Below are 26,752 nucleotides of genomic sequence, written 5' to 3'. Positions count from 1 at the left end.
GCCGGGGGCTGTCCTCACACGGGCATGTGATCGGCGTCCGAATCAGGCCGCCATAGCGACGCGCTCCGGCCCACGCTTGGCCGTGAGCGAGACGTTGGAGATGCCCTCCACGCTTTGAAGGTGCTCTGCAAAGTCGCCATCAAGCGCGAAATCGCGGCCAAGCCGGACCTTCTGCGTGCGCCCGTCGCCAAGATGGAGGGTGGCGATCACCTCGCCCGCGCCACGTGCGCCCGGTCGCATCAACAGCGCGAGTTCGCGGACCGCCTCCACCCGATCGATATCCAGCTTCAGCACCATGCGGGCGTCCGCCTTGACTTCGCTGAGCGGTCGCCCTCCCCGCACGGTGACGCGCGGCGGCTCGTCCTGGCTGGGTGAATCCAGCTCCACGTTGAGCAGGATGCAGGCGCCCTCCCTCGCCCATTTCACGAAATTCTCAACCAGGCTTTCCTCAAAACACGAAGCCGAGAAGTTGCCGGAGGAATCGGAGAACTCCGCCATCACGAAGTCCTTGCCCTTGCGGGTCTTGCGCTTCTGTACGCTCTCCACCATCGCCGCCATCACCGCGCCCGTGCGGCCACCGCCGCCGCCCGCCATGAGGCTGGAATAGGTCCGCGCGCCGTTGGCCGACGCGACGGCACGGTACTGCTCGACCGGGTGCGCGGCGAAGTAGAAGCCGAAGGTCTCGCGCTCCTTCGCCATCTGCTCGGCGCGGTCCCACTTGTCGGCTTCGACGAGGCGCAGCCCCTGCTCCACATGATCGTCGCCGCCAAACAGGCCGTGCTGGCTGGAGTTGCGTTCGCGTGAGGAGCGGTCCGCCTCGGCCAGCAGGGTGTCGGCGTTCGCAAGGACCTTGGCGCGGTTGGGTTCGAGCGCGTCGAATGCGCCCGCAGCGGCAAGGCTTTCGAGCTGGCGCCGGTTCATGGAGCCTGCCGGAGCGCGGCGGAACACGTCGTCGAGGCTCTCGAACGGGCCGTTCGCCTCTCGCTCTGCGACGATGGCTTCCATCGCCTTTTCGCCGACGTTGCGGATACCCGCCAGCGCGTAGCGGACGGCGTGGCTCTCCGCCGTTTCCTCGACGATGAACTCGGCTTCCGACCGGTTGATGTCCGGCGGGGCGAGTTCGATGCCGTTGCGGCGCGCGTCGTCGACGAAGATCGCGAGCTTTTCCGACTGGTGCATGTCGAAGCACATGGCCGCCGCATAGAATTCGTGCGGGTAGTGCGCCTTGAACCAGGCCGTGTGATACGCCAGCAGCGCGTAGGCGGCGGCGTGCGACTTGTTGAAGCCGTACCCTGCGAACTTGTCGATCAAGTCGAACAGCTCGTTGGCCTTGGCCGCGTCGATGCCCGAGACTTCCCGGCAGCCATCGACGAAGCGCTGGCGCTGCTTGTCCATCTCGGCCTGGACCTTCTTGCCCATCGCGCGGCGCAGAAGGTCGGCATCGCCCAGCGAGTAGCCCGCCAGGATCTGCGCGGCCTGCATGACCTGCTCCTGGTAGACGAAGATCCCATATGTCTCGCCCAGGATGCCCGCCAGCTTGTCGTGCGGATACTCGATGGGAGCAAGCCCATTCTTGCGCTGGCCGAACAGCGGGATGTTGTCCATCGGCCCGGGGCGGTAAAGCGAAACGAGCGCGATGATGTCGCCGAAGTTGGTCGGCTTCACCGCCGCCAGCGTACGGCGCATGCCTTCCGATTCCAGCTGGAACACGCCGACCGTGTCACCGCGCTTGAGCAGTTCGTAGACCGCAGGATCGTCCCATCCCAGGGTCGAGAGATTGATGGTGATGCCGCGCCGTTCGAGCAGATCGCACGCCTTGCGCAGCACGGACAGCGTCTTGAGGCCAAGGAAATCGAACTTAACGAGCCCGGTGTCCTCGACATACTTCATGTCGAACTGCGTCACCGGCATATCCGAGCGCGGATCGCGGTATAGCGGCACGAGCTGCGCCAGCGGGCGATCCCCGATCACCACGCCCGCCGCGTGGGTAGAGGAGTTGCGCGGCAGGCCCTCCAACTGCACGGCAAGGTCCACCAGACGGCGCACTTCGCGGTCGTTGTCATACTCGCGCTTGAACTCGGCCACCGGCGGGTCCTTGGTCACGCCGTGCGCCTTGCGGCCCTGGATCGTCTCGGTCAGCGTCCAGGGGTCAGTGGGATGGTTGGGCACCATCTTGCACAGGCTGTCGACGCGGCCGTAGCCCATCTGCAGGATGCGCCCGCAGTCGCGCAGCACGGCACGGGCCTTCATCTTGCCGAAAGTGATGATCTGCGCGACGTGATCGTGGCCGTACTTCTTCTGGACGTAGCGGATCACCTCGCCACGGCGGGTTTCGCAGAAGTCGATGTCGAAGTCCGGCATCGAGACGCGTTCCGGGTTCAGGAAGCGTTCGAACAGCAAGCCGAGTTTCAGCGGATCGAGGTCCGTGATGGTCAGCGCCCAAGCCACCAGCGAGCCCGCGCCCGAACCACGGCCCGGCCCAACCGGGATACCGTTGTCCTTGGCCCACTTGATGAAGTCGGCAACGATGAGGAAGTAGCCGGGGAAGCCCATGCCGACGATGATCTTCGTCTCGAAATCGAGCCGGTCAGCGTATTCGAGGAAGTCCTCGGTTACGCCCTTCTCGCGAAGCTCTTCGTAGGCACCGCGCCGCTCGTCGCCCTGCAGCGCCATGGCCGCGTCCAGCTCCTCCTCGGTGACACCGGGCCAGTACGGGGCGAGGCGCGCGGCAAGCCCCCGGCGCGAGTCGTCCGCGAGCATCCGCGCTTCGCCCTCTCGGTCACCGGCAAGGCTTGGCAGTAGCGGCTTGCGCTTGGGCGGCGCATAAGCGCAGCGCTGCGCCACGACGAGCGTGTTGGCGAGCGCTTCGGGCAGGTCGGAGAACAGCTCCGCCATTACGTCGGCAGGCTTCACCCACCTCTCGGACGAGGAACGGGGGCGATCCGCCGCATCGACCTGCGTGGAATTGGCGATGCACAGGAGAGCGTCGTGCGCGGAGTGGAAGCCCTGGTCCGGGAACTGCGCCGGGTTCGTCGCCACCAGCGGGATGTCCCGCTGATAGGCAAGCGCAATGAGGTCTTCCTCGCTCTCGTCCTCTTCGGGTTCGCCGGTCCGCGTGATCTCGATGTAGAGACGGTTGCCGAACAGCGACTGCAAGGTATCGCAGTAGCTTTCGGCGCCCTCATGCCGCCCCGCTGCGTAGAGCCGGGCCAGCGCGCCTTCGTTGCCGCCCGTCAGGCAGATCAGCCCGTCCGTGTAACCCCGCAGCGATTCCAGTTCGACATGGGGATCCAGCTCCAGCGGCCGATCAAGGTGTGCGCGGCTGACGTGGTGGCACAGGTTAAGCCAGCCCGCCTCGTTCTGTGCGAAGAGCGCGAGCCAGTCGATCGCCCGGTCCTGCCCCTGGGCGACGGCACCCGGACGACCGATGGCAAGGAACGTGCCGATGACCGGCTGCACGCCCATACCCTTCGCCGCGCCCGCAAAGGTGGGGGCCGCGTAAAGCCCGTTCCGGTCGCAAAGGCCTGCGGCGGGAAACTTGCGCTCCTTTGCCAGCTTGGCGACCGCCTTCGGATCGATCGCGCCATCCAGCATGGTGAAGCTGGAAAAGATGCGAAGGGGTACGAAGGGAGCATGCGACATGGCCGGAATCTAGGCATCGGGCAGCCGTGCAATCAAGGGCTGCGGCGGCAAAAGTCAGGGGAAACTCCGGTTTTCCGCCCGGCTCAGGCGGACGGAGCGGCCAGAAGCGCCGCGATGTCCTTCTCCAGCGCGGCCGGCTTGTCGGTTGGTGCATAGCGCCGCACCACCCGCCCCTGCCGGTCCACAAGGAACTTGGTGAAGTTCCACTTGATCGACTTCGATCCCAGAACGCCCGGTGCCTCGGCCTTCAGCCACTGGAACACCGGCGCGGCATCGGCGCCGTTGACGTCGACCTTGCCCATCAGGGGGAAGGACAGGCCAAAGTTCACCTGACAGAAGGACGCGATCTCGTCAGCATTGCCCGGCTCCTGGCCGCCGAACTGGTTGCACGGAAAGGCGATGACTTCGAACCCGCGGTCGCGATACTTGCGCCAGAGCGCCTCAAGCCCCTCGTACTGCGGGGTGAAGCCGCACTTGCTGGCGGTGTTGACCACCAGCACCACCTTGCCCAGCCGGTCGGCCAAGCTCTGCTCCTCGCCGTTCGACAGAGTCGCGGTGAAGTCGGCGATGGTGCGGGGATCCTTGGTCATGCGGGGCCTTGTCGGAGGTGGGATCAGGCGCCGGGGAAATCGGCGCGGCGATAAAGATTGCGGATTTCACCGATGCGGAAGGTGTGATCGCCATCCTTCTCGATGGCATAGTCGTCCTGCTTTTCCTCAGGCAGCCCCATGACGAAGGCGATCAGTTCGGCCACGGTGCCGCGCCGGATCGTCTTGAAGTTGTGGAACAGCCCGCCGCCGTCCTCGCACCTGTGAAGTTCGGCGGTGTCGTTCCAGCCGAAGCCCCGCGAAGGCGTTGTGCTGGTCTCGATGGTGGACGGAGTGTCGCTCATCGGCGCTGTCCTTTCTTCAATCTGCTATTCTGTGATGCAGATTGAAAACGCGAGTTCCACGCCGGTTCCGTCCCCTCCCTCAGGTGAGAACGCCGTCGTGGAGCCGCACGACCCGGTCCATCGCCGCTGCCAGCCGCTCGTTGTGCGTGGCGACAAGGGCGGCGCTGCCCTCTCCGCGAACAAGCTGAAGGAACTGCGCAAAGACGCGGTCCGCCGTCGCCTCGTCGAGGTTGCCGGTGGGTTCGTCGGCCAGAACCATGCGCGGGCGGTTGGCCAGCGCCCGTGCCACCGCGACGCGCTGCTGCTCACCGCCGGAAAGCTTGCTCGGCCGGTGATCCAGCCGCTGGCCGAGGCCGAGCGCCTCCAGCAGTTCGCGCGCCCGCTCCTCGCGGGCAGCGCGCGGCTTGCCGGTGATGAGCTGGGGCAGCACCACGTTCTCGATCGCGTTGAAATCAGGCAGCAGGTGGTGAAACTGGTACACGAAGCCGATGTGGTCGCGCCGGACCGCCGCCCGCTGGTCCTTGCCCAGTTTGCTGGCATCAATCCCGGCGATCTCGATCCTGCCGCCGAAGCCGCCTTCCAGAAGGCCGATGGCCTGAAGCATGGTCGACTTGCCCGAACCGGACGGGCCGAGCAGCGCGACGATCTCACCCGGACGGACAGTCAGGTTGACCCCGCGCAGCACGTCGATCCGCACGCCGCCTTGCTCGAAGCTGCGGGTCACGTCCGTCAGGCGGACCACGGCGTCTGTGGGGGAAACGTCGATCTTATTCATAGCGCAGCACCTGCACGGGGTCGGTGCTCGCCGCCTTGTAGGCGGGGTAGAGCGTGGCAAGGAAGCTGAACACCAGCGCCATGACGGAAATCGAGACGATCTCCACCGGATCGGAGCGGGCGGGCAGTTCCGTCAGGAAACGGATCGAGGGATCCCACAGGTTCTGCCCCGTGACGATCTCGACTGCGCGAACGATGGGCTGGCGGAAGTAGAGGAACACGAAGCCGAGGATGAGCCCCGCCACGGTCCCCATCGCGCCGATGCAGAACCCTGTGGTCACGAAGACCTTCAGCAGCGAGCCGCGCGTGGCGCCCATGGTGCGCAGGATCGCGATGTCGCGCGTCTTGGCGCGCACCAGCATGATGAGCGAGGACAGGATGTTGAACACGGCCACAAGGACGATGATCGAAAGGACCACGAACATCGCAACGCGCTCGACCGCCAGCGCTTCGAAGAGGGAGGCGTTGATCGTCCTCCAGTCCGTGACGACAGCCTTGCCGGCCAGCTGGCGCGAAAGCGGTGCCAGGATTTCGCCCACCTTGTCCGGATTGGTGGTCGTCACCTCGATCATGCCGACAGCATCGCCGCTGAGGAGCAGGGTCTGCGCATCGCTCAGGGGCATGACGACGAAGGCGTTGTCGTAATCATAGACGCCGATCTCGAACACAGCCGCCACACGGTAGGCGATCTGGCGCGGTACCGTGCCGAAGGGCGTCGAGCGGCCCTGCGGGTTGATGATCGTGATGACGTCGCCGACTTGCGCGCCCAGGTTCTGCGCCAGCTGCTTGCCGATGGCCACGTTTTCGGAGCCCGGCTTCAGTTCGGCCAGGTTGCCCGCCTTCACCTTGTCCGCGAGGCGGGCGATGTCCTCGTTCGTGTTGCCGCGCACCAGCACGGCCTCGACCCGGCCGTTAAAGCTGCCCAGCAGCGGCTGATCGATCAGGGGCGAGGCGCGGGTGACGCCGGGCGTCTTGCGCACGTCCTCCAGCACGTCCTGCCAGTTGTCGATCCGGCCGCCGTAGGCCTGGATAATGGCATGGCCGTTGAGGTTGACGATCTTGTCGAACAGCTCCGCGCGGAAGCCGTTCATCACGCTCATGACGATCACCAGCGCGGCCACGCCGAGCATGACGGCGACCAGGCTGATGCCGGCCACAAGGGCAATGAAACGCTCGCCCTTGCCGGGCAGCATGTAGCGCTTGGCGATGGTCAGTTCAAAGGGGGAAAGGATCAAGCGGAGGTCCGTCTCAAGATCAGGCGCGGGATTGAAGAGGCATTAGGATGCGCGGGTGTCGCTGGCAAGCGACGGGCGCGCATATGGTTCCCGGCGGTGTTTTCCAGCCCGCGCCCGCTCCTTTGGGAAACGCCTCCCTCAAGCGCCGGAAAAATTTTTTCACCCTGGGAACAAGTCTCGAGTTCTTGTCTACCCCCTTGCTTTTCGCTGCAATCGCATCCAAATGCGCCTCGCGTTTTGACGCGCCAGTCGGGCTGGACATTACCATGAACATGACACACCCCTTTCGTGATGCCGATGGGGACAAGCTGCGCGAAGAATGCGGCATTTTCGGCGTTATCGGTGCCAAGGAAGCCGCGGCAATCGCCGCCGCGGGGCTCCACTCCCTCCAGCATCGCGGGCAAGAGGCTGTAGGGATCACGAGCTTCTCCGGAGCTGAATTCCACTCTCACCGCGGCATCGGTCACGTGGCTCAGGTGTTCAGCCAGAAGGAAGTGGACACGCTGCCCGGCTCTATGGCCTCCGGCCATGTCCGCTACGCCACGACGGGCGGTTCGGGCCTGCGCAACGTTCAGCCCCTCTTCGCGGATCTTGCCGCCGGTGGTTTCTCGATCGCCCACAACGGCAACATCTCGAACGCGATGACGCTCAAGCGCGATCTCGTCTCGAAGGGTTCGATCTTCCAGTCGACCTCCGATACCGAGGTGATCATTCACCTGGTCGCCACCAGCCGCTATCCCACCCTGCTTGACCGCTTTGTCGATGCGCTGCGCATGGTGGAAGGCGCCTATTCGCTGATCTGCATGACCGCAGAAGGCATGATCGCCTGCCGCGACCCGCTCGGTATCCGCCCGCTGGTCATGGGCCGCATCGGCGATGCCACGGTCTTCGCTTCCGAAACGGTCGCCTTCGACGTGATCGGCGCCGAATTCATCCGCTCGATCGAACCCGGCGAACTCGTCCAGGTCGATCACAAGGGCACGATTTCCAGCCACCGCCCCTTCGGCAATCCGGCGCCGCGCCCCTGCATCTTCGAGCACGTGTACTTCTCGCGCCCGGACTCAGTGATGGACGGCCGCTCGGTGTACCAGGTGCGCAAGCAGATCGGCATGGAACTGGCCAAGGAAGCCTTTGCCGACGCAGACGTGGTGATCCCGGTGCCCGATAGCGGCGTTCCTGCCGCGATCGGCTATGCGCAGCAATCCGGCATTCCCTTTGAACTGGGCATCATCCGCTCGCACTACGTCGGCCGCACTTTCATCCAGCCGGGTGACGCAGCCCGCCATGCCGATGTGAAGCGCAAGCACAACGCCAACCGCGCCATCGTGGAAGGCAAGCGCATCATCCTCATCGACGATTCGATCGTGCGCGGCACGACATCCAAGAAGATCGTCGAAATGATGCGCGATGCCGGCGCTGCCGAAGTGCACATGCGCATCGCCAGCCCGCCGACCGAGCATTCGTGCTTCTACGGGGTCGACACGCCGGAGCGTTCCAAACTGCTCGCCGCGACGATGGACACCGAGGCGATGGCTGACTTCATCAAGGCGGATAGCCTCGCCTTCGTTTCCATCGACGGTCTTTATCGCGCCGTCGGTGAGGCGGAGCGTGCCACGAAGTGTCCGCAATTCTGCGATGCCTGCTTCACGGGCGACTATCCGACGCGGCTCACCGACTTCGCTGACCGCGAGGCGGAGCTCAACGCGGCGTGAGCGGCAGGTTCGAAGGGCAGGTTGCGCTGGTCACCGGCGCGAGCCGCGGCATCGGCGAGGCCACGGCAATCGCGCTCGCGGCCGAGGGGGCGCACGTCGTCCTGACCGGGCGCGACACCAAGGCCCTGGAACGAGTCGAGGAGCGCATCTTCCAGGCCGGCGGCGCATCCACGATCGCGCCTGTAGACCTTGTGGAACCGGACGGCATCGCCCGGCTCGCCACCGCGATCCAGCAACGCTGGGGCAAGCTGGACATACTGGTCATCAATGCGGCGATTCTGCCGGAACTGACCAGCGTGGCCGATATCGACCAGCGGGCGTTCAACAAGGCTCTGACGACCAATGTTCTGGCGACTCAGGCCCTGCTCGCTAATTTCGATGCCCTGCTGAAGAAGAGCAAAAACGCCCGGGTCATCGGCATGACGACGACGGTGGCGCAGGCGCCAAGGGCCTACTGGGGCGCTTACGGAGCCACCAAAGCGGCCTTCGAAGTGCTGCTGGACTGCTATGCGCAAGAGACGGCGAAGGTGTCCGCAATTCGCGTGGCGATCGTCAACCCCGGCGCAACCCGTACGGCGATGCGCGCGCGTGCCTATCCGGGCGAGGCTCCCGCTTCCGTCAAGCCGCCCGAAGTGGTAGCAGATCGCGTGGTCGCACTGCTTGCGGAGGACTTCCCCACCGCCCATCGGGAAACCGTTAACCAGCAACGATAAGGTGCTGGTAAGGTCAATCTGGGACACCGGTTGTCCAACGGGCGTTTGAAATGCCGGACCGGCTTGAGGCAGCACATGGTTTACACCCAGCAGGATCGTTACGCCGCCGCTGCGCAGGAAGACCGTAGCGCGCGGCGCAGTCGCATCTCCATCCCCGCGACCCTGCGCCCCTCCGGTTCCAAAAGCTTCCAGACGGCGGTGCGCGACCTGTCGCTTGCGGGCTTTTCCGCCACCGCGATGAGCGCCATCCCTCCACGCACGATGTGCTGGCTCACCTTTCCCGAAAGCGAACCGCGCCAGGCCAAGGTGGTGTGGTGGGAGAACGGACTTGTCGGCTGCGCCTTCGAGCAGCTTCTCGAACAGCCGGAGCTGGAGGCGATGCTGGCTCGGTGGAACGGCGACGGACGTCTCCGCTAGGCCTGCCGCTTGACCAGGGTCACCTGGGCAACGTCCACCCCGCCGCCAAGGAATCCTCCTTCGCAGTACATCAGGTAGTAGCGCCACAGCCGCACGAAGCGTTCATCGAACCCCGGCGGCAGCACTCCCTCCTCCACGGCGGCATCGAAATTGGCTCTCCAGAAGCGCAGCGTCCGGGCATAGTCCTGTCCGAAGCGGACCCGATTCTCCCACGTCAAACCCCGCTCCGCAGCGAGGGCGCGAAACTCGCTCTCCTTGATGAGCATGCCTCCTGGGAACACGAAGGTCTGGATGAAGTCGGCACTTCGGGCGTACCCTTCGAAGAAGGAATCCGGCATGGATATGAGCTGCAGGGCTGCCCGCCCGCCGGGCTTGAGATTGCGCGCTACGCAGTCCAGAAACGCAGGCCAGTAGGATCGGCCGACCGCCTCCACCATCTCCACCGAAACGATAGCGTCGTATTGTCCGGCGGTGTCGCGGTAGTCCTGCTTGCGGAAGCTGACACGCGCCCCGTCGGCGCCCCACCGCGTCCTGGCATAGGCGAGCTGCTCCTCCGACAGGCTGATCGCATCGACCTGCGCATCGAACGAGCCGGCGAGGAAGGCTGCGAGAGTCCCCCATCCGCACCCGATCTCAAGCACACGGCTGCCTGGCTCCAGGTTCAGCCGCTCGCAGATAGCCCCGATCTTGGCCGCCTGCGCCGCATCCAGCGTGCTGACGAACTGGCTATACGCGTTCGGTTCCGCTGTGAGCTCCGAAAACAGCGCGCTGGAGTATATCATGGTTTCGCCCAGCCACGTCTCGTAGAAGTCGTTTCCGAGATCGTAGTGAGCGTGGATGTTCTTCAACGACCCACGCCGCGTATTGCGGTTCAGCGCGTGGAGAAGCCGCGTCAGGAGGCGCCAGGGTCCTTGCGCACGCGCGGTGTCGCCAAGCGCCACCGCATTGTCCATGAAGAGGGCGAAGAGCGGCACGGGATCCGGACTGTCCCACTCGCCCGCCTCCCAGGCCTGGTACCACCCGACCGAGCCTGACGTCGCAAGCCGCAGCAGCGCGCGCCAGCTGCTCAACTCCACGACAGCATCGAAGCCCGGTTGCCGCCCCCCGAGAAGTCGCGTCCGGCCCGTGGGCAAGGTAGCCGATATCGACCCCCGCTCGAGCCCGCGATCGATCCGATCCAGAACCTTGTGAACGCCGCCCGACCACAGCCTCGCCAGCCACTGCGGGCCGACGCCCACGGCTCGCCCCCCCTCGATCAGTTCGCCACCTCTGCCCGGCGTTTGTGCGTTCATACAAGGAACATGACAACGATCCCGCGGATCGGCAAGCGCTGCTGCGCTATCCTTAACCTGTCTTCGCGTCCCGCCAGGCGGCCAGGGCCCGTTCCCGCGCCTCCCGGTGGTCGATCAGCTTGTCCGGGTACCCAGCCGGCCGGTGTGCGGGCGACGGATCATGTATCTCCCCATCGGGCAGGTCCGCCAGTTCGGGGACCCATGTGCGGATGTAATCGCCCGCATTGAACTTCTCGGACTGGGCGAGAGGCGCCATGATGCGGACGAACATGTTGGAATCGATTCCAGAACCCGCCGTCCACTGCCAGTTCACGGTGTTGTTGCCGTAGTCCGCATCGACAAGGGTGTCCCAGAACCACCGCTCGCCTTCCCTCCAGTCAATCAGGAGGTGCTTGATGAGAAAGCTTGCCGCTATCATGCGGACGCGGTTGTGCATCCACCCGGTATGCCACAACTGCCGCATGCCCGCGTCCACGATCGGGTAGCCCGTCCGGCCCTGCTGCCACGCCTTCAGCTCCTCCTTGCTCGTGCGCCAGGGAAAGTGAGCGAACGGGTCGCGGGCGGGCCGGGTTCCGTAGTCAGGGTACTGCAGGATGACGTTCTGGGCGTAGTCACGCCAACCCACTTCGCCAAGGAAGATATCGGTGGAGCCGCCCGCCTCCGCCACCGCATGCCAGACCTGCGCCGGCGAGATCTCACCAAAGTGCAAGTGAGGCGACAGCATCGACGTCCCTTCCTCGCCCGGCAAATTCCGCCGGGCTTCGTAAGTGGCCACAGCCTCCCGGAAGGCGGACAGGCGTTCATGCGCGCCCGCTTCACCGGGTTCCCATGTATCGCGCAGGCCACCGGCCCAATCGGGGCGCAGCGGCAGGAGCTTCAGGTCCGCGATCGCTTCGGACTTAGGCCAAGTTTTCGGAGCCGGGAGATTTGTCGGCCTCGGCAGGGGCGGCGGCGGGGGCATCCGCTCCCGCAGGGCGCGCCAGAAAGGCGTGTAGATCTTGTAGGGATTGCCTGTCGCGGTCGTCACGGATCCTGGCGGCGCCAGGTAGTTGCCGTGGTGCAGACAGAGCCTTCGCTTCCGGGCGACGGCTGCTTCCGCGTTCCGCCACCAGGGTTCGTAATGATGCAGGGCGTGGATTTCCTCCGCACCGGACTCGGTCGCAAGGGCGCCGAGCACCTCATCGCTTCGGCCACACCGGACGATCAGCCTCGATCCGAGGCTGCGCAAATCCATATCCAGTTTTTCGAGTGAGTGATGCAGCCACCAGCGTGACGCCCCACCCATCGCGCGGTGACGCGCGGTCTCATCGTCGCAGATGTAGACGGGAATGATGGGGCCCTTCCGGGCAGCCTCGGTAAGGGCCGGCTGATCGGCAAGACGCAGATCGCGTCTGAACCATACGATGGCGGGTGAGTTCATGGGCACGCAACGCCTGCTTGGAATCTGCGTTCCCCGAGACGATGACCGCTTCTTCTCAAATCTATCCTCCGCGTCAGGGCACCGCCCTTGTTTGCGCTGCCGCTTGCTGGCTGGGCTTCTTCGGTGTGGTTCTCGCCGTGCACAGCGGACATGCCGAAGCGCTCGACAGCACGGGGCTGCTGTTCTGGAGAGGCGACACCTTGCGTCCGCTCGGATCCGCCCGGCTGCTGGAAGCCGTGCGTGACGTGACCGCGCTCGGCGGCGTCCTCCTGCGGAACCTGTTCGCGGCGGGGTGCGCCATAGCGCTTCTCTTCATGGGACTTCGCCGCGAAGCTGCCCTGCTGACCCTGACTGTGGCGGCGGGGTGGCTGGTCAACAGCCTCGTCAAGGGGCTGGTCGGGCGCGACAGGCCGGACATCGTGCCGCATTTGATGGAAGCGGGCGGACACAGCTTTCCCAGCGGCCACAGCTTCAACTCCGCAGTCGTGTACATTTCGGCCGCCCTCGCCTTCGCCGCCATGGCCGACCGAAGCACAGTCAAGGCAACGCTGGTGGCCGCCGCCATGGCCCTCAGCCTTGCGATCGCCTGGAGTCGTGTCTGGCTCGGGGTCCATTGGCCGACCGACGTGATCGCCGGCTGGCTGGGCGGGGCCGGCTGGGCGTTCCTTGGAAGCGCCCTCCTGCGCCGCACCGCTTCTGCGACCGTCGCCGCAGTCGAGGAGATCAACGAAAGTGGCACTCCGGATCCACTGGAACCTCGGCAGAAGCCGTAAATCCGGAGCGGCCGGGCAGATCGCTGAACCGGGCATCGCCGAATGTCACGACGGCCATGCAGCCACGGCGCTCCACCCGCGCGAACGGCAACTGCGACCATGCCAGGAACTTGATTACCTCCGGGGAGGCTCTGGTGGCCGCAATTACGGCGGAATCTCTCATATTGTCCGGATAGGATGCCGCCGAACGCGGCATTCTCAGGCCCTCGCCCAAAGGATCGTAGAAACCGTGGAATATTCGCCCGTCGTCCCACCACGCAAGATTTCGCCTCCAGAACAACAGAGCCTCGGGCGCGGCGAAGATGCGCTCCGGCCGATTGCCGTGCCGCTCCCGTACGGACTGGCGGGCCTGACCCGAAACAAGGATGTTCGTTGCGATGAAGGCGGCGGCAATGGCCAGGCTTTGAAGGGCCGGACTGCTCCGTCCCGTCGAGCGGGAGCGCGCGATCCCGGCAGCCAGCATCAACAGCATCCAGGGAGATACGATGAACAGGCCATCCGTGTGGAACCAGTCTGAACTGAAAGGCGAAAGAAGTTGGACTGCGTAGGTATTCTGAAGATCCAGCAAGGGATGCGTCAGCGCGCCCAGGTAGCAGATCGCCACCAGCCAGCCGGCGTGCATGGGCACGCCTGACGCATGCTGCCGGCCAGGCTGGCTCTGCCATCGGTCCAGCAGCCACAGAAGGAGGGCCAGGACAGGAGGCATGATCAGCACGCCTCCCACCAGCCCATGCGTGAAGCCTCGATGCATCGCGAGCGGCGCCCACGAGGCCCAGCCGAAGAATACGTCGATGTCCGGCATGTTCGCCGCCAGGATGCAGCCTGCAAGCCCCTTGCGGGTGCGATGCTTCAGGCCGGCTTCCGCCATGGCCCAACCAACGAGGCTATGAGTTAAATTATCCATTCCGACCCGAAAGTTGCACGTCATTTCTCAACTGCAGTCGAAGCGTTGCGGTCTTTATCACAAACACGCCTCGGGTTGCGATAGCGGCTAGTCAAGCTGGCATCGTTCGGCCATGCTCTCCCCAACCCCCGAGCGGCCGTTCGGTACCGCCCGGCCCCTCTTTACTTGGAAAATCCATGCCGATGAATGATCCGTCGTCCTTGCCGTACCGTCCCTGCGTAGGTGTGATGCTGGTGAACGCCGATGGAAAGGTGTTTGTCGGAAAACGCATCGACAACATCGAAGGGGACTGGTGGCAGATGCCCCAGGGCGGTGTGGACGAAGGCGAGGACCTCAGGCAGGCCGCCTACCGCGAGCTTTGGGAGGAGACCGGCGTGACGGAGCAACACGTCAAGCTCCTGTCCCAGACGCGCGAAGAACTCCTCTACGATCTGCCGCCCGAACTCGTAGGAAAGCTATGGAAGGGAAAGTATCGCGGCCAGCGCCAGCACTGGTTCCTGGCGCGGTTCGACGGCAGCGACAGCGACATTCGGCTCGATGCTCACCAGCCTCCCGAATTCTGCGACTGGAAATGGGTTGAGGCCGAATTGCTGCCGGACATCATCATCCCCTTCAAGAAGCGCGTGTACCGTGCTGTTCTTGAGGAGTTCCGCGCACTGATCTAGGCGCCCCGTCCGGGGCTCAGTTCTCCGACATCGGCTTGGTCGCGGCCGCTTCAGCCGTGACCATCCGCGTCCCCGTCGACCCCTTCGCGATGGCGGTAGCGAGCGCCTGGGTTTCGGCGCAGGTCGCACCGCAGAGGGTCTGGAGACGAGCAAGGTTGCGGGCCGCCTTCTCCGTCGCGCCCTTCTCCGCAAGCGCCACTCCCTCACCCGCAAGCGCCGCCACATTGCGCGGGTCCCGGTTCAGCGCCACGCGGTAGTAATGCAGCGCCTTGCCCTGCAGTCCCTGGCGACGGGTTGCATCGGCCAGCGGCAGAAGCACCGCCACGCTGCCCGGTTCGACCGTGAGGGCGGCTTCGAACGCGTCGATCGCGGCGTCGAGATCCCCCGCTTCGGATGCGGCCCGCCCTTCGTCGAGAAGGGCTACAGCCCGGGAATCCAGCTCTTCGGGAGGCTGCGAAAGGAGAACACTTGAGGACGTGGCAGCGAGAAGGGAAAGAGCGACAGCAACAGGCGTATAACGCATCACCAGGTCCTTGGCCGAGGTATTCGTCCTCATCATGGCCGAAGCGCTATCACAGACGGGAGAAGCGCGCGACGAAAAAGCCGTCAGTGCCATCGCGCCATGGCGAGAGGCGGACGCCGTCTCCGCGTGCAACGCCGACAGGCAGCCCTGGTCGGTCCACTTCCCAGCCGGGATGCCTCATCAGGAAGCCTGCAGCCTGATCCGCCCCTTCTGCATCCAGCAGCGAGCAGGTCACAAACACCAGTCTCCCACGCGGTTTCACCAGTCCCGCCGCCACGTCGAGGAGGCGGGACTGGATCGCCACGTATCGTTCAAGCTGCTTTTCGGTCAGCCGCCAGCGTGCTTCCGGGTTGCGGCGCCAAGTGCCCGTTCCGGAACAGGGCGCATCGACCAGCACGGCGTCCGCGGCGCCGAGAAATGGCTGCAGCGCCTCCAACTCGCGGTTGGCGTCCAGCAGGATCGTCTCGATGTTGCGCGCCCCCGCCCGCTCGGCACGCGGCGCGAGGCGGGACAGCCGCGCCCGATCGGCATCGCAGGCGATCAGTCGGCCCTGGTTCTCCATGGCGGCGGCAAGCGCGAGGGTCTTGCCTCCGGCACCGGCGCACAAGTCGACGACCGTCTCGCCGGGACGCGCGCCGACGACCTCGCACGTCAGCTGGGAGCCTGTGTCCTGCACTTCGATCACACCTTCGAGATAGGCGCGGGAAGGCTCGATTCGGTTTTCTGGCGGATAGCGCCAGCCATTGGCGGCCACTGTCTTCTCGCCGCCTTCGGGCAAGGGCTGCGCGCCCGCCTTCAAGGTGTTCAGGCGGATATCCAGAGGCGCACGGTCCAGCAGCGCTGCAGCCTCCTCGTCCTCGAGGCCGCTATCGGCGAGCCGCCGCACCAGCCATGCCGGTGCCACGCCGGATGGGGCGACCGGTTCGTCGTCCCGGATCGGTGCCGGTCCATGCCGCGAGCCGTCGAACAAGGCCGCCACCTGCTCGTCCAGAGCAGCCAGACGCACCATTGCCGCCCGGCCGGTCACAGGGATTTCGCCGCAGGCGCGAATGGCGCGATAGGCGAGTTCGCGCACCGCGCGCCGGTCGCCACTCCCCGCCCAGCGACGCGCCCGGAACCACTCCGCGATCAGGCGGTCGGCAGGTGCCCCGTTCGAGCGTGCAGCTTCGATGACGAGGTCGAGGACCTCGATGGCAGCCTGGACGCGGGCGGCGGGGGTCATCGCCCGTGTGCCTCAGCCGCTCAGCGCGTGGGGTAGTTGGGCGCTTCGCGCGTGATCGTCACGTCGTGAACGTGACTTTCCCGAAGACCCGCGTTCGTGATGCGAATGAACTTCGAGTTCTTGCGCAAGGCGTCAATCGTCGGCGATCCGGTGTAGCCCATCGCCGCCTTGATGCCGCCCACAAGCTGGTGGATCACGTCCTTCGCCGGCCCCTTGTAGGCGACCTGCCCTTCGATACCTTCGGGGACCAGCTTCATCTGGTCCTTGATGTCGCCCTGGAAATAGCGATCCGCCGACCCGCGACCCATAGCGCCTACCGAGCCCATGCCCCGGTACGACTTGTAGGCACGCCCCTGATAAAGGAACGTCTCGCCCGGCGCTTCCTCGGTGCCGGCCAGCATCGAGCCGACCATGATGGTCGAGGCGCCGGCGGCGAGAGCCTTGGCAGCGTCACCCGAAGTGCGCAGACCACCGTCGGCGATCACCGGCACACCGGCCTTGTCGGCCTCCTCGGCCGCTTCCATGACGGCGGTCAGCTGCGGCACGCCGACACCTGCGACGATGCGCGTGGTGCAGATAGAACCCGGTCCGATGCCCACCTTCACGCAGTCCGCGCCGGCATCGATAAGGGCCTTGGCCGCTTCGGCGGTGGCGATATTGCCGGCGATCACCTGGGCGGAGTTGGAGAGCTTCTTCACCCGCTCCACCGCCAGCGCCACATCCTTGTTGTGACCATGCGCGGTGTCGATGACTACGACATCACATTCGGCGGCAAGAAGCGCCTCGGTGCGGGCGAAACCCTTGTCACCAACCGTGGTGGCCGCCGCAACGCGCAGGCGCCCTGCTTCATCCTTCGTGGCTTCCGGGAAGAGAACGGCCTTCTCGATGTCTTTCACGGTGATGAGGCCGACGCACTTGAAGGCTTCGTCGACGACCAGGAGCTTTTCGATACGGCGGGCATGCAGCAGGCGCCGCGCCTCGTCCTGACCGACGCCGACCTTCACGGTCGCGAGGTTCTCGTGAGTCATCAGTTCACGCACGGGCTGCGCGGGGTTGTCGGCAAAGCGCACGTCGCGGTTGGTAAGGATACCCACCAGCTTGCCCGAGGCCTCCACCACGGGGATGCCGCTGATCTTGTGCGCCATCATCATGGCCTGCGCTTCGCCCAGCGTGGCTTCCGGGCTGATGGTGATGGGGTTGACCACCATGCCGCTCTCGAAGCGCTTCACCTGGCGCACCGCTGCGACCTGTTCCTCGATCGAGAGGTTGCGGTGCAGAACGCCGATGCCGCCCATCTGCGCCATGACGATCGCCATGTCGGCTTCCGTAACCGTATCCATGGCCGAGGAGATGACGGGAATATTGAGGCCGATGCTGCGGGTGAGCATCGAACGGGTATCCGCCTGAGTGGGCACGATATCGGACTTGGCCGGACGCAGAAGTACGTCGTCGAAAGTAAGTCCGAGCTGGATATCCATGTGCGCCACCAAAATGCTTCAAGGGAGAATCGTGGCGGCCCATGTAAACAAAGGGGCCGGTTACCGCTAGGGGTAGTTGGCACGGAATTTCAAGGTTCCGCAACTTCCGGTCCGGAAAAAGGCCTGCCGGCTACACGCCAGAGACGGGGCGCGGAAGTTGCCGAGCGTCGGCTGCGCCCTCGCGGCTCAGCGTTGCGCTGGTGTTTCGGGAAAGCGGCGGGTGTTGGCAAACCACCGGCCGAGGGCCGTGAGCATCTTCACGTCCTCGGTAGCCCCGCCGAGTTCGAGAGGATGGGACAGGTCATCGCTCGGTCGATGGTAATCGCCATCGAAGAATGCCCGCATGCGCGCGATCTCACCGTAAGCGGTCGTCACCATGACCGTCGGTACGTCGTGCTGCAACAAGGCCCATCCATCCTGCCGTTTGACGTATTCGTTCGCCGCGTTGCTGTCGCTCAGGCTGAAACCTTCGGCCTTGGCCACGCGCGCGATATCCTTGTCGAGCGTCGTCATTCCCCTGCCGACGATGGCGAACGGCGTCTTTTTCGGAGCGATGGCCACCGAATCGATGTTGAAGGCGGCGACGATCCTTTCCAGCGGTATCGGAGGATTGTCGGCGAATGCGTGAGCGCCCAGCAGCCCGAGTTCCTCGGCCGTCGTCGCAAGGAAGTACACGTCCCGGTCCATCTGGCCGCCCCGGGAAAGCCGCCGCGCCACTTCCGTAAGCGCCGCCACACCACTGGCGTTGTCTATGGCGCCATTGCAGATCGCGTCCTTCGCATCGCCGGCGCCACACCTCCCGAAATGATCCCAGTGCGCGACGAAGAGCACAGCGCCGGCCTGCTTGTTGCGGCCCGGCAGCTTGCCGATCAGGTTGTGCGTGCGAATTGTCGTCTCATCCGTCCGCGCCTCGAGGGTCGCGGTCAGATCGAGGACCATCGGCGCGAAATCATCCCGGTCAGCGGCCTGCTCAAGCGCGTCGAGCGAGTGCGCGGTGCCCTTCAGCAGCGTCTCCATCGTCGCTCGCCCGACAAACGCCTCCAGATCGCCTCCAAGCGATTCGTCCGAAAGAGCATAGCCGGACTGGCGGCGACGGCTCGCCACCTGATCGAGCGTTCGTTCGCCATCGAGCACCGTGAGCACGGCAGACGCTCCCATCGCGAGAAGATCGTTCTGCCGTACGCTGTCGGGCGTATCGCCTTCGAGCAGCACGGCAATGCGCCCGGCAAGCTCGGTTCGGGTGAAATCACGGTTTCGGGCGCGCCCCACGAACAGCAGAGGCGCGCTGCGCACCAGGGCCCGCCGGCCGGAGGTAAAAACGAGGACATCGGCAGGCGCCAGCGTGGTGCGGTAGCCTTTGCGGAAGAACTGCGCCGTGCCTTTCCCGGGTTGATGCGCAACGATCATGACAGGTGCGAACCACTCATTCCCGGGATCATTCGTCCCGGACACGAGGCCGATGTCGAACCATTGTCGTGCCAGGTATCGCAGCGTCTTGGCCTCGCCGTCGGTGCCCGGCTCACGGCCCCCGTATTCGTCACTCGCCAGGATCTGGATGTGGGATCGAAGGCGGTCCTCGATCTCTCGATCGCCTCTGCTGGCGCTCGTCGCGGGAACGGGCACGGCGACGGCAAGGGCAAGCGCGGCGCAAACGCCCGCTCTCCACACCTTGTCCCCTGCTGCCCTGATCGCCCGGTTCATCGCTTTGGCCCTATACGACACGAATCCCGCCGCGGTTGCAAAAATCGCCTCCTCCAAGGACCGACCGCAGCATTTTTCCCGTTTGCACTCAACCTGAAGCATGGTGGCCACACCGCCCGTCTTCAAGGAACAGGTTCATGGCTGAAGAATTGATCCTCGGACGGGAACATGCCGGGCTCCCGCACCAGAAGAGGATAGCACCAGCATGCGGCTAGACGATTTCGATCCCGACAGCATCCGCGTCACCGAAGGCGGCCGCAGCGGGGGATTCCCGCTGGTCGGCGGCGGAAAGCTGGGATGCGGGACGCTCATCATCGTGCTCATCGGCGCCCTTGTCTTCGGCGTGGACCCGGGACAGATGCTCGGCACGATTGAAAGCGTCCAGCAGCAGCAAGGCCCGGCGACGACGCCGCAGGAGACCGCCAACCGCTCCGCAAGCGAGATCTGCCGCTCGAATGCCTATTCCCTTGAAGCCTGCAATGCGCTGAGTTCGTTGAACCGCACCTGGCAACCGCTGTTCCAGAAGGCGAACATCCCCTTCGAGCAGCCCACCCTGACCTTCTACACCGGCGGGACGCGCAGCGGCTGCGGGGCTGCGCAGAGCGCGATGGGACCGTTCTACTGCCCCGCCGACCAGGGTATCTACATCGACGTCAGCTTCTACGACCAGCTTGAACAGCAGCTGGGCGCCAAGGGAGACTTCGCCCGCTACTACGTCATCGCACATGAATACGGACATCATGTGCAGCATATCACCGGCGTAAACCAGCAGGTGCGGCAGGCACAACGTCAGAACCCCGCTCAGGAGAATGCGCTGCAGGTCAGCATGGAGTTGCAGGCGGACTGCTATGCCGGCGTCTGGGCGGGGCGAAACCGCGATCTCATCGAACCCGGGGACATGGAAGAAGGCCTGACCGCCGCAAGCGCCATCGGGGACGATGCGCTGATGCGAGGCGCGGGTCAGGCCGTCAATCCGGAGAGCTTCACGCACGGATCCAGTGCCGAGCGGATGCGCTGGCTGAAGCGGGGCCTGGACACTGGGAACGAGGATGCTTGTGACACGTTTTCAAGACAGTAACACAGGATATTGAAGCCGTAGTCTTCGGCTTCCGAAGGAGAACAGGGAATGAGCCGCAGATGGCTAAGCGCTGCCGTGGTGGCCGGAATGATGATCACGCCGGCCATGGCCAGTCAGGACGACAAGCCGATCACTTCGCGCGACCCGGACGCCATGGATGTGGCCAAGACGCCGATCACGGACCTCAACGTAGGCCGCGACGATGAGATACCGCCGCTGCTGATCAAGGCCTCGACCGAGCCTTATTCGCTGGAGGGGCTTGGCAAATGCAGGCAGATCGCCGGGGCCATTCAGGAACTCGACGAGATTCTCGGCCCCGACATCGATCTTCCCGCCAGCGAGCGGGACCGCATCAGCGCCGGCCGCGTCGGCAAGTGGGTAGTCGCGTCGTTCATTCCATTCCGGGGGCTGATACGCGAAGTCTCAGGTGCCAATGCCCAGGACCGCAAGGTGAATGCGGCAATCCAGGCCGGCCTGACGCGCCGGGGCTTCCTTAAAGGCGTTGGGAAGACGATGGGGTGCAGATACCCGGCATCCCCCGCACCCGCCAGCGTTGTTCAGGCGCGGCTGACTGAGATGAAGGCAGCGGAAACGAAATCCAAGTCACGCAAGAAAACCGCGTCCGGAGATGAGATCGCGTACAAGTCGGAACCGGAGGCGAAGCAACCCGCGCCCAAAAACTGATTCCCTTGGCGGTCCGTCATTTTGCTAACGCGGGAGGGCTCATCCCGGGCTCCCCGACGTCAGCGCCTGGCTTCCGCCAGTTCCTTATCCAGATCGGCCACGATTTCCGCCCGTATGGTTGAGGCGAGCGCCCTGTCTGCAGCGATGGAGGCACGGGCAAGGCGCAGGCCCTGAAGGACAGCCACCCGGGCGGCCTTCGGCTCACCTGTGCAGATGATCATCTCATTCCTGTTAGGTGATGGGGTGTGCGTATGCCGGGCGCCGTCGGCGGGGCAATCCTCATCCACGACCATCGTCCTGTGGAGGGTCCGGCCGCCATCCTGCTGGACGATGCTGAGGGAGCGCTTCCTGCCGTCAGCCGAAACGGTTTCCTCGACGCGCGGCGCTCGCGCCCGAGCTTGCAGAGCGTAACCTTGCGCCTTTAAGGCATAGTCGAGCGAATGGGACGCGCGCCTCAGTGCGGCCGTGGCCTGCCGCTGGGCTTGTTCCTGCTGCTCCCCGGCCATGCGCGCCGCTTTCAGCGATGCCTCGGCCTCCATGTGGATGCCTCGCGCGGCCGGAACAGGCGGCACAGGAGGAACCGGAGGAACAGGAGGAACAGGAGGAACAGGAGGCAGCGGAGGAACAGGGGCCACGGGAACGCCGTTCGCACGGTAGTGCCGCGGAAGCTCCGGCACGACGGGCGGTACGGATTGCGGCGCAGCAACGGCCTCTCCCGTAGGGATCGCTCCGGCCTCGCGAGCGGGCATCGTCGCGTCGGGAGCGGCGACGGCCGGGTCAGCGTCCGAACTGAAGCGAGCGCCCATGGCCAGTCCCGGATCCTCCGCTTCCGCCTCGCTGACAGTCGCGGTTGCCGGCACCCCGATGACGGCGGCCGCGAAGAGGCTGCGGCCGAGAATGCGCCGCGTCATCGGGACTTCCTTGGCGGCGAGCGCCTTCAGGCGCTGGATGATCGGCTTCCCCGATGACAGCGGCCCCGCCATAGGTGCAGCCAGGCTCAACCGGGCATCGCCTGTCATGGAAGCAATCAGGCGGCCGTAACGCGCCTTCTCCGCCCGACTGCGACCAAGCATCACGCGTGAATCGCAGAACGCCTCCTGGTCCGCGCGAACGGCTCGCCAGGCCGACCAGCCAAGGGGATTGAACCAGTGCAGCGCGAACAGCGGCTGCATGAGTATGAGGGCAAGCAGGTCATTGCCCTTGTGGTGCTCCAACTCGTGCGCGATGACGAAATCCGATATTTCGCAGTCGGCGTCGGCGAGGAAGCCTTGCGGAAGCACGATGACCTTGTCGAATATGCCGAACGCGAGCGGCGCACGCACCGCCGGCGTCTCGACGATGCGGACAGCGTCGGCCCGGGCGACCAGCTTCGCGCCTTCCAGCAGATCGCGGCGCATTCCGCGATAGGTCAAAGCCCGCCAGATGATGAAGGCTGCAGCACCGCTCAGCCAGACACCGGCGACGATGGCGCCGAAGTCCACCTGAGACCAGAACGAGGGCTCTGCGACGGGTGTGGCAATGCCCTCAGCCAGTGTGCCCGTCATAGGCAGCGTTCCTGCCACAGACGAAACCTCCCCCTCCGGCCCGCCGCCCCGCCCCACCTCGACAGTATCGAGCGCAAGGTCGAAATGCGGAACGAATTCCGGGCGCACCACCAGGGGCGGGATGACAAGCCGTATCATCGGCAAGGCCCAGAGGGCGTAGGCCGCGCCCGGCCCGAACCACCGCACGACCGGTCGCCGGACAGCCAGTACCAGACCCATGAGCACACCCGTCGCGACGAGCGTATCGGTAAGCCAATCGATCATGACTTCAGCTCCCTCAGAAGGGCTTCGATTTCAGCTATGTCGTCGTCCGTAAGAGCCTCGCTCTCGGCGAGGTGTGCAAACAGAGGCGCTGCTCGTCCGCCGAACAGGCGATCGACGAGACGGCGGCTTTCCGCGCCTACATAATCCGCGCGCCGGATGCGCGGCGTGTACAGGAACCGCTTGCCATCAGCCTCGGTGTCGAGCGCCCGCTTCGCCACCAGACGCGAGAGCAGCGTCTTGACAGTTGGCAGGCTCCAGTCCCGGGTCTCGCAGACCCGCTTGCAGACATCCTGGGCCGTAAGGGGACTTTCATCCCAAAGCGCCTCCATCACCGCGTGTTCGGCTTCGGAAATCCGCTCGGGCAACTCTGCGTCCACGCACCGCTCCAATGTTGACAGATGTAATCGACTACATCTGTAATTGTGAACGGCAGATGAATGGTTGGTCAGGCTTTGCGGAGGGCAAGCGCCAGCTGGATGAGGAATACCCCGCGCACGATGAAGCTGATCGCCACCAAGGTCGCTAGAAAAGCAAGGCCGACCCAGGCGCCGGAGAGCAGGAGAATGAACCCCAGCACAACGTCCAGACCGCCAAGCAGAAGCCGCCAACCGCGATCCTCCCGCACGCGAACGGCGAAGGCAATCTGGAACACGCCCGACAGGATCAGCCAGAAGCCGATCGCGACGACGAGTGAAAGTGCCCCGGCCACCGGGTTCGCAATTGCAAATACCCCCGCGAGAAGAGCGAGAATGCCCAGCAGCAGCTCTGTCCATCGGGCGCGCCTGGACAGGGCGGTCCAGCCAGCGGCCAAAGCCGCCACGCCGCAAACCACCAGCGCGATACCCAGAAGCAGCCCTGTCGCGACGCCCGACACCAGCGGGTTCACAAGGACGATCAGCGCCACCAGCAGGAGCAGCAGACCATAGGCCATCACCCAGCCCCACGAACTGCCGGGCGTCCTCTCGATCTGGCGGACGACGGGATCATGCCCCACGTCTGGAGTGAGCAGCGGATCTGGTTCGGTGCGTTCCATGACCGGTCCTTTCTGGACAACCCAATGCCCGAGCCATCTGGAAGTTGCCCGCTCCCGGTCCGTTCAGCCAAAAAAAGGAAAAAGGGCGGCGTAGCCTTGCCGCTACGCCGCCCTCCTCTCGTTCACCGCAATGCGGCGAAATGCCGTATCAGTACACGCGTGCCTTGGGCTTGATGTACTCGACATCGTCCGTGAGCGTGTATTCGTGGACCGGACGGTAGTCGATGCGGACCTCGCCGCCCTTGCCGCCCCAGCCGTTGAACCAAGTTGCGGTGTGCTTCATCCACTCCGCATCGTCCCGGTTCGGGAAGTCCTCATGCGCGTGTGCGCCGCGGCTTTCCTTGCGGTTCTGTGCGCTATGAAGCGTCACGGTCGCCTGCGAGATCAGGTTGTCCAGCTCCATCGTCTCGACGAGGTCGGAGTTCCAGATCAGGCCACGGTCGCTGACGCTGATATCGTTCATCCGCTGATAAGTCTGCGCAAGCTTTTCCTTGCCTTCGACCATCAGCTCGTCGGTGCGGAACACCGCCGCGTGCAGCGACATGGTGCGCTGCATCTCGGTGCGGATTTCCGCCGTGGAGGAACCGCCCTTGGCGTGACGGAAGTGGTCGAGGCGCGTAAGGGCCAGGTCTGCCGAGTCCTTCGGCAGTTCCGGCTGCTTGGCTTCGGGCGTCAGCAGTTCCTTGAGGCGGTGGCCGGTAGCACGGCCGAACACCACGAGATCGATCAGCGAGTTCGAGCCCAGACGGTTCGCTCCGTGGACCGAGACGCAGGCCGCCTCGCCCACTGCGAAGAGACCCGGAACGACCGTTTCGGGGTTGCCGTCAGGACCGATGGTCATGACTTCGCCGTGGTAGTTCGTGGGAATGCCGCCCATGTTGTAGTGGACCGTGGGGACCACCGGCAGCGGCTGGCGCGTGAGGTCCACGCCTGCGAAGATCTTGCCGCTCTCGGTGATGCCGGGCAGGCGCTCCGCCAGAACCTTGGGATCGATGTGATCGAGGTGCAGGTAGATATGGTCCTTGTGCGGACCGACGCCGCGGCCTTCGCGGATCTCCATCGCCATCGAGCGCGAGACAACGTCGCGGCTGGCAAGGTCCTTGGCCGACGGTGCATAGCGCTCCATGAAGCGCTCACCTTCGGAGTTGGTCAGGTAGCCGCCTTCGCCGCGAGCGCCCTCGGTGATGAGGACGCCGGCGCCGTAGATGCCGGTCGGATGGAACTGCACGAACTCCATGTCCTGCAGCGGCAGGCCGGCACGCAGCACCATGCCGCCGCCGTCGCCGGTGCAGGTATGGGCCGAGGTCGCGGTGAAGTAGCAGCGGCCATAGCCGCCGGTGGCCAGCACCACAGCCTGCGCGCGGAAGCGGTGGATCGTGCCGTCGTCCATGCACAGCGCGATCACGCCGACGCACTTCCCGTTCTCCATGATCAGGTCGATCGCGAAGTATTCGATGAAGAAGTCCGCCGCATACTTCAGCGACTGCTGGTACAGCGCATGAAGCATGGCGTGGCCGGTACGGTCGGCAGCCGCGCAAGTACGCTGTACCGGCGGGCCTTCGCCCATGTTCTGCATGTGGCCGCCGAAGGGGCGCTGGTAGATCGTACCGTCCGCGTTGCGGCTGAAGGGCACGCCTGCGTGCTCCAGTTCGTAGACCGCAGCCGGAGCCTCGCGCACCATGTACTCGATCGCATCCTGGTCACCCAGCCAGTCCGACCCCTTGACGGTGTCGTACATGTGCCAGGTCCAGTGGTCGGGCGTGTTGTTCTTGAGGCTGGCGGCAATGCCGCCCTGCGCCGCCACGGTGTGCGAGCGGGTCGGGAACACTTTGGTGATGCACGCCGTCCTCAGGCCGGCTTCGGCCGAACCCATGGTGGCGCGCAGGCCCGAACCGCCGGCGCCGACGACGACGGTGTCGTAAGTGTGGTCGATGATCTTGTATGCGGGCGCGGACATTATGCGTGAGCTCCCAGCGCGAGGCGAATGACGCAGAAGACGCCGAAGGCGCCGCCGCCGATGGCGGCCAGGTTAAGCGCGATCAGCAGGAACAGCTTGTTCGCGTCGTGGACGTAGTCTTCGATGAGGATCTGGAGACCGAGCCGGGCGTGCCAGAAGACCGAGACCACCAGCAGGATGATCATCACCGCCGGGACGGGCCGCGAGATCCACTCGACCACCGTGCCGTACGACATGTCAGGCAACAGCAGGATCGACACCACGAGGAAGAGGACAGTCAGCAGGTTGCTGAGAGCCGTGAAGCGGTGCACCAGCCAGTGATGCACGCCGCCCTTGGCCGAGCCGAGGCCGCGTACGCGACCGATGGAGGTTCCGTTACCCATGTTTCCTTACCTCAGCGAAGCAGCAGGATCGCCCAGAAGGCGATGGTCAGCAGCACGCCCGCGATCGGGCAGATGGTGGCCCAGGTCTTGTTGACCTTGAGCTCGTAACCTGCGCCGGTGTCCAGCACGAGGTGGCGAAGACCGCTGCACATGTGCGAGAAGAAAGCCCACGATATGCCCACGAGCACCAGGTAGCCGATCGGCGTCGTCATGGCCCAGGCGAACGTCGCGTAGGAAGCAGGGCCTCCCGCGAGCGCTCCGAGCCACCACAACAGCACACCGAGGCCTACAAGGGCCATGCCATCGCCGGTGATGCGATGCAGGATCGACACGAACATGTGCGGGCCCCACTTCCAGATCTGGAGGTGCGGCGAGAGCGGACGGTTCTTGGTCCCGGCATTTGCCATGGCGCTTACGAATCCCCTTGCCTGCGGCAGTGTCATGAA

The 26,752-nt window shown here is 65.0% G+C and carries 25 protein-coding genes; 7 read left to right on the top strand and 18 right to left on the bottom strand.

Annotated elements, in window-relative coordinates; genetic code table 11:
* Positions 1-42: 42 nt before the first annotated feature.
* The 5 genes from dnaE to C2R25_RS07440 form a co-directional block, all read right to left on the bottom strand.
* Positions 43-3,642 (bottom strand): DNA polymerase III subunit alpha, encoded by a 3,600-nt coding sequence (gene dnaE / locus C2R25_RS07460; protein ID WP_103728536.1) that lies wholly within the window; start codon positions 3,640-3,642, stop codon positions 43-45.
* Between the two features lie 83 nt (positions 3,643-3,725).
* On the bottom strand, positions 3,726-4,232 hold the full coding sequence (locus tag C2R25_RS07455) for a glutathione peroxidase (protein WP_103728535.1): 507 nt from the start codon (positions 4,230-4,232) through the stop codon (positions 3,726-3,728).
* Between the two features lie 23 nt (positions 4,233-4,255).
* Positions 4,256-4,534, bottom strand: coding sequence for a hypothetical protein (locus tag C2R25_RS07450; protein ID WP_103728534.1), 279 nt, complete (start codon positions 4,532-4,534; stop codon positions 4,256-4,258).
* A gap of 79 nt (positions 4,535-4,613) precedes the next feature.
* Positions 4,614-5,309, bottom strand: a complete 696-nt coding sequence (locus C2R25_RS07445) for an ABC transporter ATP-binding protein (RefSeq protein ID WP_103728533.1) — start codon at positions 5,307-5,309, stop codon at positions 4,614-4,616.
* Entirely contained in the window at positions 5,302-6,543 is a 1,242-nt protein-coding gene (locus tag C2R25_RS07440) for a lipoprotein-releasing ABC transporter permease subunit (protein ID WP_103728532.1), read from the bottom strand. Before C2R25_RS07440 ends, C2R25_RS07445 begins: the two co-directional genes overlap by 8 nt.
* Positions 6,544-6,809: 266 nt before the next feature.
* Between C2R25_RS07440 and purF the strand changes: the two genes are divergently transcribed.
* From purF to C2R25_RS07425, 3 genes are all read left to right on the top strand, one after another.
* Complete coding sequence (gene purF / locus C2R25_RS07435; RefSeq protein ID WP_103728643.1) at positions 6,810-8,255, top strand: amidophosphoribosyltransferase; 1,446 nt, start codon at positions 6,810-6,812, stop codon at positions 8,253-8,255.
* A complete protein-coding gene (locus tag C2R25_RS07430) occupies positions 8,252-8,968 on the top strand; it encodes an SDR family NAD(P)-dependent oxidoreductase (protein WP_103728531.1) in 717 nt (238 codons plus the stop codon). The genes purF and C2R25_RS07430 overlap by 4 nt, the downstream gene beginning before the upstream one ends.
* A 75-nt stretch (positions 8,969-9,043) precedes the next feature.
* On the top strand, positions 9,044-9,385 hold the full coding sequence (locus C2R25_RS07425; RefSeq protein ID WP_103728530.1) for a PilZ domain-containing protein: 342 nt from the start codon (positions 9,044-9,046) through the stop codon (positions 9,383-9,385).
* On the opposite strand, the gene C2R25_RS07420 is transcribed toward C2R25_RS07425, so the two are convergent.
* Together C2R25_RS07420 and C2R25_RS07415 are read right to left on the bottom strand one after the other, a co-directional pair.
* On the bottom strand, positions 9,382-10,677 hold the full coding sequence (locus tag C2R25_RS07420) for a cyclopropane-fatty-acyl-phospholipid synthase family protein (protein ID WP_103728529.1): 1,296 nt from the start codon (positions 10,675-10,677) through the stop codon (positions 9,382-9,384). The two genes, C2R25_RS07425 and C2R25_RS07420, sit on opposite strands and share 4 nt — an antisense overlap.
* 52 nt (positions 10,678-10,729) lie before the next feature.
* Complete coding sequence (locus C2R25_RS07415) at positions 10,730-12,097, bottom strand: deoxyribodipyrimidine photo-lyase (protein WP_103728528.1); 1,368 nt, start codon at positions 12,095-12,097, stop codon at positions 10,730-10,732.
* Between the two features lie 17 nt (positions 12,098-12,114).
* Between C2R25_RS07415 and C2R25_RS07410 the strand changes: the two genes are divergently transcribed.
* Positions 12,115-12,870 carry a phosphatase PAP2 family protein gene (locus C2R25_RS07410; RefSeq protein ID WP_233203803.1) on the top strand — a complete coding sequence of 252 codons (756 nt, stop codon included), beginning with the start codon at positions 12,115-12,117 and terminating at the stop codon, positions 12,868-12,870.
* On the opposite strand, the gene C2R25_RS07405 is transcribed toward C2R25_RS07410, so the two are convergent.
* Positions 12,821-13,774 (bottom strand): metal-dependent hydrolase, encoded by a 954-nt coding sequence (locus tag C2R25_RS07405; RefSeq protein WP_103728526.1) that lies wholly within the window; start codon positions 13,772-13,774, stop codon positions 12,821-12,823. The two genes, C2R25_RS07410 and C2R25_RS07405, sit on opposite strands and share 50 nt — an antisense overlap.
* 182 nt (positions 13,775-13,956) lie before the next feature.
* Between C2R25_RS07405 and C2R25_RS07400 the strand changes: the two genes are divergently transcribed.
* Positions 13,957-14,439, top strand: coding sequence for an RNA pyrophosphohydrolase (locus tag C2R25_RS07400; protein WP_103728642.1), 483 nt, complete (start codon positions 13,957-13,959; stop codon positions 14,437-14,439).
* Positions 14,440-14,455: 16 nt separating this feature from the next.
* Here C2R25_RS07400 and C2R25_RS07395 read toward each other — a convergent pair whose 3' ends face one another.
* The 4 genes from C2R25_RS07395 to C2R25_RS07380 form a co-directional block, all read right to left on the bottom strand.
* Positions 14,456-14,998 carry a tetratricopeptide repeat protein gene (locus C2R25_RS07395; protein WP_103728525.1) on the bottom strand — a complete coding sequence of 181 codons (543 nt, stop codon included), beginning with the start codon at positions 14,996-14,998 and terminating at the stop codon, positions 14,456-14,458.
* Between the two features lie 13 nt (positions 14,999-15,011).
* Positions 15,012-16,184, bottom strand: a complete 1,173-nt coding sequence (locus C2R25_RS07390) for an RsmB/NOP family class I SAM-dependent RNA methyltransferase (RefSeq protein WP_103728524.1) — start codon at positions 16,182-16,184, stop codon at positions 15,012-15,014.
* Positions 16,185-16,204: 20 nt separating this feature from the next.
* Complete coding sequence (gene guaB / locus C2R25_RS07385) at positions 16,205-17,662, bottom strand: IMP dehydrogenase (protein ID WP_103728523.1); 1,458 nt, start codon at positions 17,660-17,662, stop codon at positions 16,205-16,207.
* A 186-nt stretch (positions 17,663-17,848) separates the two neighbouring features.
* Positions 17,849-19,363, bottom strand: a complete 1,515-nt coding sequence (locus C2R25_RS07380; RefSeq protein WP_103728641.1) for a M28 family peptidase — start codon at positions 19,361-19,363, stop codon at positions 17,849-17,851.
* A gap of 205 nt (positions 19,364-19,568) precedes the next feature.
* On the opposite strand from C2R25_RS07380, the gene C2R25_RS07375 reads away from it, so the two are divergent.
* Entirely contained in the window at positions 19,569-20,441 is an 873-nt protein-coding gene (locus tag C2R25_RS07375; protein WP_103728522.1) for a neutral zinc metallopeptidase, read from the top strand.
* Between the two features lie 48 nt (positions 20,442-20,489).
* Positions 20,490-21,125 (top strand): hypothetical protein, encoded by a 636-nt coding sequence (locus C2R25_RS07370; RefSeq protein WP_103728521.1) that lies wholly within the window; start codon positions 20,490-20,492, stop codon positions 21,123-21,125.
* A gap of 59 nt (positions 21,126-21,184) precedes the next feature.
* On the opposite strand, the gene C2R25_RS07365 is transcribed toward C2R25_RS07370, so the two are convergent.
* From C2R25_RS07365 to sdhC, 6 genes are all read right to left on the bottom strand, one after another.
* On the bottom strand, positions 21,185-22,933 hold the full coding sequence (locus tag C2R25_RS07365; RefSeq protein WP_103728520.1) for a M56 family metallopeptidase: 1,749 nt from the start codon (positions 22,931-22,933) through the stop codon (positions 21,185-21,187).
* Positions 22,930-23,310, bottom strand: a complete 381-nt coding sequence (locus tag C2R25_RS07360; RefSeq protein WP_255400450.1) for a BlaI/MecI/CopY family transcriptional regulator — start codon at positions 23,308-23,310, stop codon at positions 22,930-22,932. The genes C2R25_RS07365 and C2R25_RS07360 overlap by 4 nt, the downstream gene beginning before the upstream one ends.
* Positions 23,311-23,378: 68 nt before the next feature.
* Positions 23,379-23,966, bottom strand: a complete 588-nt coding sequence (locus C2R25_RS07355) for an HdeD family acid-resistance protein (protein ID WP_103728519.1) — start codon at positions 23,964-23,966, stop codon at positions 23,379-23,381.
* 148 nt (positions 23,967-24,114) lie between these two features.
* Positions 24,115-25,923: a succinate dehydrogenase flavoprotein subunit gene (sdhA, locus tag C2R25_RS07350; protein ID WP_103728518.1), complete on the bottom strand. Its 1,809-nt coding sequence runs from the start codon at positions 25,921-25,923 to the stop codon at positions 24,115-24,117.
* A complete protein-coding gene (gene sdhD / locus C2R25_RS07345; protein WP_103728517.1) occupies positions 25,923-26,306 on the bottom strand; it encodes a succinate dehydrogenase, hydrophobic membrane anchor protein in 384 nt (127 codons plus the stop codon). Before sdhD ends, sdhA begins: the two co-directional genes overlap by 1 nt.
* Positions 26,307-26,317: 11 nt before the next feature.
* Positions 26,318-26,713, bottom strand: coding sequence for a succinate dehydrogenase, cytochrome b556 subunit (gene sdhC / locus C2R25_RS07340; protein ID WP_103728516.1), 396 nt, complete (start codon positions 26,711-26,713; stop codon positions 26,318-26,320).
* Positions 26,714-26,752: the final 39 nt, after the last annotated feature.

The organism is Novosphingobium sp. HII-3, assembly GCF_002916655.1.
GTDB classification, from domain to species: domain Bacteria; phylum Pseudomonadota; class Alphaproteobacteria; order Sphingomonadales; family Sphingomonadaceae; genus Novosphingobium; species Novosphingobium panipatense.
Note: the sequence above shows the minus strand (reverse complement) of the source record. Positions and strands in the feature narration are given on the sequence as shown.